The organism is Kitasatospora sp. NPDC050463 (genome assembly GCF_040655255.1).
Classification (GTDB): domain Bacteria; phylum Actinomycetota; class Actinomycetes; order Streptomycetales; family Streptomycetaceae; genus Kitasatospora.
The window spans coordinates 1-5,502 of the sequence record NZ_JBFAJO010000171.1; the positions used below are offsets into that span (position 1 = coordinate 1).

Consider the following 5,502-nt stretch of genomic DNA (forward strand, 5'->3'; position numbering starts at 1 on the left):
CTTTACCGACCGTGATTTGTGCTGTTCGTGATGTCCGTTCGAGTCTGTGGCGTGGACGTCATGGGCTCGTTTACCGACTGGGTTCAGGACGTTCGTCATGTTCTGGAGTCGGTACGGAGGACGAGTGGCACGACACGTGGTGATCGGGGACTTGAGGGTCCAGCAGATCGAGCGGAAGGACGGACGGCGATCGTGGACGATCGTGTGGCCCGAGGGCACGGAACACACCGAGGCGGATCGGTTCCTGCGCGTCCATGACGGCTCGGGGACGCAGAGGACGTACGCGTACCTGCTGGTGGATCACCTGCGATGGCTGGAGCGTGAGTGCCTGTCCTTCGATACGGTCCAGTTGCGGGACCTGGAACGGTACATGGGCATCGTCGGCGCCGAGGTCCGCATGCCGCTCGGCGAGCCGTGGCGGGTCGACAAGCGTCCCTATGGTCGGTCCGCGCTGTCGGCCGCGGCGTCCTGCCTGAAGGGCTTCTACCTGCACCAAGCCTCGCTGGGTGTCGGCATCGAGCTCGGCGAGAAGCTGGACGGAACCCGGCTGCCGTCGCGGGTGGACCGTCGTCGCTCGTTCCTCGGTCACGTGAAGTCGGCGATGCCGGCGAACCCGCTCGCGCCGAAGGGCCCGCACCGTCGGCACCCGAAGATGCTCCCCGACGGCGCCCGGGAGAGTCTGCTGGAGGCCGTGAACGCCGCCCGGGACCGGCTGGTGGTGACCTGGCTCGCCGACGGCGGGCTTCGCATCGGTGAGCTCTGCGGGCTGCACCTGGTTGATCTGCACCTGCGGGAGAACGCGGCCTGCGGCGAGTGCCGCAGCCCGCACCTGCACGTCTGTCACCGCCCGGGCAACCCGAACCGGGCCGAGGCCAAGACCAAGCACCCCTGGCGGGTCGAGCACGGCACGGTGACCGGCGGGCTGATCAAGAGGGTCAGCCCTGCGATGGTGCACTCCTACTTCGAGTACATGACGACCGAGTACCCGCGCGGCGCCGGGCACGGCATGCTCCTGGTCCAGCTGCACGGTGCCGATACCGGCCAGCCCTGGGCCCCGGTCGGGGCCCGCCGAATGCTCGGCCGGGCCGGGAAGCGCGCCGGTCTGGGGCTCGTGAAACCCCACGCCTTCCGGCACACGTTCACCTCCGCGGTCCTCGACGCCGCTGACGGCAACCTGCTGATAGCCCGGGACGCCGGCGGCTGGGCCTCGGCAGCCACGGTCGACGAGGTCTACGGGCACGTCGACGTCCACGACCCCACCTTCGATACCGCCCTGCGCACGGTCTGGGGTGAGGCCAAGTGACCGTCAGCTCGCTGCCGCGGCAGGACCCCCGCACGGGCCGGGATCGCCTGGAGATCCTCACCGCGCTGATCAACGCGCCGTCCTTCGACCCGCTGTTCCGCCCGGACCTCGTCACGATCCCGCCCGGTCACCCCGTCTACCGCTGGAACTGCCTGGTCACGGACTGCGAACGGACCACGATGGGCCACGGCGACCTGTGCTCGGCCCACGAGATGATCTGGCGCCGTCAGCGTGATGCCGGAACGTCACGAGCGGCCTTCCTGCGCACGGCACCACCCGCCGGCCCCGGCCAGGAGGTGGAAGAACGCCTCTGCCGGATCTGCCCCGACCGGCCCGCCCGGCACCTGACCCTGGACCTCTGCCACCACCATCAGTTCCGGTGGTATCACCACCGTGACCGCCATGGCGCCGACGCCGACTTCGACGGCTGGCTCGCCGACCAGCAAACAGCCCCCGGTTACGGAATCTGCCTGGTCCAGGTCTGCCCCGACCTCGCGGACTCACCGCTGGGGCTGTGCTTCCGCCACGACCGGAGCTACCGCAACCAGCACCGCCCCGGAGGGGCGGTGCTGCCCAGCCAGTGGGGCAACCGCTTCGAACGCACCGGCCGGCCCACCCCGGTCGAGTACACGGACGAGCCGGCCTTCCGCCGGTGGTGCACGACGGCCGCCGCTGTGCTGAGGCCCGCGCAGGTCAACCTCCGGGGCCTGCACCCGCTGCTGCGAGCCGAGATCCAGTGGGGCATGTTCTGGCACACCCGACGACCCCACGGCCGTTGGGAGTTGGCGCCACTGCAACGGCTGGCGAACTACGCACGCGCGCACGGCCTGCGCTCCTTGACCGACGTGGGCTGGGACGACGCGGACCAGCGCAAGGCGGTCACCCGCGAGGGCGTCTACATCGCCCAGGCCATCGCGGGCGCCCTGCACCCTCTCTATGTGACCCCGGAGGAGACGCGCGAGCTCGGCTACATCCTCACCGAGCACTTCGGCCGCAAGCTCACTGGCCGCGCGATCCGCATCGACCTCACCGGTGTCTCCCAACGATGGCTGCGCGACCTGATCTGGGACCACCTGGCCGCGATCCTGCGTTCTCCCAGCTGCCCCCGCAGCGGAGGCACCTTCGACGACATGCGCCGAGCCGGGCTGGAGCTGAGTACCTTCTTCGAACTCCACGCTCCCGCGCGAGGGCACGATCCACGGGAGTTGACGGCCGAGCATATGCACCAGTTCGTCGCCGACCAGCGGCAACGCGAGCGGGACGGCCTCGTCTCGCTCGCGGCCAGAGGCGTCCACGGCAAGCCGTCGATCGTGACCGCCAACACCCGGCAGCGCGTCTTCCACCGCACCCGGCGGCTCCTGCGCGGGGCACTGGAATCGGGAGAGGCAGAACGCCTCGGCCTGGACCGATCCTTCATCGCCGCCATGCCCGCCCCGGGGCGGATGATCAGCCGTGCTCGGCCGCCGTTCGCCGACGAGGTCGCCCGCGCGCTCGCCGAGGAGAGCAATCTGAGCAGGCTCGCGGAGACCTACGACCCCCTCGACCGCGGCCTGCGGGACGCCTGGGAGACGATCATCGTCACCGGCCGCCGCTGCAGCGAGATCCTGAAACTCCGCCTGGACTGCCTCGGCCGTTACGGCGGGCTCCCCATGCTCTGGCACGACCAGACCAAGGTCGGCAACTACGACCAGGCCCTTCGGATCCCCGAACGGGTCCATCAGCTCCTGCAGGACCGCCAGCGCAAGACCCTCGCCCTGTTCGAGACCCGGAACAACCGGCCGCCCACCGCCGAGGAACGTGCCCAGATGGCGCTGTTCCCGACCAACCAGCGCAACCGCAACGGACGCACTCCGCTGTCCTACAAGTGGTTCCACAAGGGCTTCAAACTCTGGATCGACGAGCTCGACATCGGCCGGTGGGTCCCCCATCAGGCCCGGCACAGTCTGGCCACCAGCCTGCTGCGGGCCGGCGCGACCCTGACTCACGTCCGCCGCTACCTCGGCCACGTCTCCGAGCGGATGGCCGAGCACTACATCCACCTGACCCAGTCCGACTTGGAAGACGTCCTCCAGCACGTCTGGGTCACCGGCCCCGGCACCGCCAGCCCCGGAGAACTCCTCACCGAGCCGACCACCCCGCTCACCCGCGAGCACGCCCAATCCCTCGCGATCGACCTGTCCCGCCGCAGCACCCCCGCCGAGGGCGGCTTCTGCACCTTCCAGCCCGTCGTCGACGGCGGCGCCTGCCCCTGGAACCTCGACTGCCACAATTGCGACAAGTTTGTCCTCTCCGGCGCCGACCTCCTCTACTGGAGGCGCAAGCGCGAGCAGTGGCGGCTACTGGCCGAAGGCGCCCCCGACGACGCCACCGCCGATTACCTTCACCACTACTTCGAGCCCACCGCTCGTGCCATCGACGGCCTGGAGAAGGCTCTCGCCGGCCTCGGCCTCCTTGACGACGCCCTCGCCCTGGACCTGCGCAAACCCCAGGACTACTTCCACCGGGTGTGGTCCACCGCCTTCCGCGCCGCCGACCTGGCCGGCGCAGGCAGCAACGACCAGGGCGAGTACAGCGATACGTGCACAGCAGACGGCGACGACCCGAAACAGGAAGCTGCATGAACACCGCCACCGTTCCCGACCCCCGCACCGCGGCGGCCCTGGCTGCCCGCCGCCGCAAGACCGAAGCCTCCCTCGATCGCGTCCACCAGGCCCTCGCCCGGCTCTGCCGCGAGAAAGCCCAGATCAGCGTCGCCGCCGTCGCCCGCCGAGCGGACGTCTCCCGCACCTTCCTCTACGACAACGCCGAGGCCAGAGCCGCAGTCGCCAGCGCGATGGACCAGGCTGGCGAACGCCGGTCCCGCACCCTCGCCGAGCAGGACGACGAACGCGAGGCGACCTGGCGCGAACGTGCCCTGAACGCCGAGGAAGCCCTCAAGGCCGCCCACGCCGAGATCCTCGCCCAGCGCACCAGAACCGGCGAACTCCTCGGCCAGATACGCGACTTGCAGGCCGAATGGACCGAGGAAGCCATCCAACGGATCACCACCGAGAACACCACCCTCAAGCAGCGCGTCCGTCAGCTCACCACCGACAACCGCACCCTCGACGAGCGGCTCAAGGCCGCCCGCTCCAACCTGCGCTTCCAAGACCGGCGCGTTGCCGACCTCGAAGCCCGCATCGCCGACTCAACGGTGCGCTGAGTCACCTCGGTCGAATTCAGACAGCGGTCTCACCGGCCAAGGCCGGTGAGACCGCGTCGCCGAGGCGGACGCTGAGCTGAAAACCCAGCTGCCGGAAACCGAGCGCGAGTGCCACACGCTTTGACGGATGCGGCCGTGCTCGCCATTGCGGAAGCAGCCCGGCGTCAAGTGCATGCGCCACCGCTGCAGACGCCACGACCCGCGCCAACCCTCGGCCTCGATGCCCCGGCGCAACCAGCACACTCAGGTGAGCCACCGACTGCGGCCAGACTTGATAGCCCGCCGCGGCAACCACGTCGTCACCCTCGCGGAGGACGAATGCGGGAGAGGTGATGTCCTCCAAGCCGCTCTCCCCGGCGTCCTCTTCACCAGCACGAACCAGAAGTATGGCCAGCCCATCATCGCCGCACACCACCTCCTCGACAGCGGCGGCTCCTTGCGTCGACAGGAAGTCGACGCGGTCGAGATAGAACAGGGCCGCAGGACCAAGTACGTCGAGGACCGGCAACACCTCACGCAAGCGGTCCTCGTCGACGAGTTCTTCACCGGACAACTTGATTGAAGCGCCTGCCAGCAGTTTGGCGACCTGCACGCTCGGCACGGTGACGATGCCGGCGTCGCCGAGGACCACAATCCCCGTCCACAACGGCGGACACAACCGCGAGCCAGGAGAGACCACGACGTTCGCCCCGTCCGAGGAGGAGAACTCCACCGGCTCCACCGCCAGCTCTACCCAAAGCTCCCGGGCCCGGTCACACAAGAGATCGCTACTCATGGCCGTATCCTCTCGGCCCCCACGCCCCCTGGACGACTGAATTTCAACGAGGATGCGGCCCCAGGCGCCTCGCGCCACGACGCCTCGCCAACCACGTGTCCGCTCGCGACACGACGACCACGCGAGCGAGCGACAACAACGCCCCCAACTCACCGTCGCGAACATGTAGTCTATGTATCGTCGCAGTTCAGAGCCGGTTCACGAGCTCCTGCGGTCGGTAAA

At 69.1% G+C, this 5,502-nt stretch carries 4 protein-coding genes; 3 read left to right on the forward strand and 1 reads right to left on the reverse strand.

Translation table 11 applies throughout. From position 1 onward, the window contains the following. Nucleotides 1-124: 124 nt before the first annotated feature. Genes AB0J08_RS40890 through AB0J08_RS40900 form a run of 3 tightly spaced genes read left to right on the forward strand, consistent with a single transcriptional unit; the run spans nucleotide 125 to nucleotide 4,505 of the window. A complete protein-coding gene (locus AB0J08_RS40890; RefSeq protein ID WP_360645062.1) occupies nucleotides 125-1,303 on the forward strand; it encodes a tyrosine-type recombinase/integrase in 1,179 nt (392 codons plus the stop codon). After that, nucleotides 1,300-3,924 carry a site-specific integrase gene (locus AB0J08_RS40895; RefSeq protein WP_360645065.1) on the forward strand — a complete coding sequence of 875 codons (2,625 nt, stop codon included), beginning with the start codon at nucleotides 1,300-1,302 and terminating at the stop codon, nucleotides 3,922-3,924. The genes AB0J08_RS40890 and AB0J08_RS40895 overlap by 4 nt, the downstream gene beginning before the upstream one ends. Then, nucleotides 3,921-4,505: a DUF6262 family protein gene (locus AB0J08_RS40900; RefSeq protein WP_360645068.1), complete on the forward strand. Its 585-nt coding sequence runs from the start codon at nucleotides 3,921-3,923 to the stop codon at nucleotides 4,503-4,505. The genes AB0J08_RS40895 and AB0J08_RS40900 overlap by 4 nt, the downstream gene beginning before the upstream one ends. A gap of 16 nt (nucleotides 4,506-4,521) precedes the next feature. On the opposite strand, the gene AB0J08_RS40905 is transcribed toward AB0J08_RS40900, so the two are convergent. Beyond that, entirely contained in the window at nucleotides 4,522-5,280 is a 759-nt protein-coding gene (locus tag AB0J08_RS40905) for a GNAT family N-acetyltransferase (protein ID WP_360645071.1), read from the reverse strand. Nucleotides 5,281-5,502 lie beyond the last annotated feature (222 nt).

Coding starts and splice junctions, on each gene's coding strand:
- AB0J08_RS40905 (WP_360645071.1), bottom strand. CDS start 5,280: ATGAGTAGCGATCTCTTGTGTGACCGGGCCCGGGAGCTTTGGGTAGAG.
- AB0J08_RS40900 (WP_360645068.1), top strand. CDS start 3,921: ATGAACACCGCCACCGTTCCCGACCCCCGCACCGCGGCGGCCCTGGCT.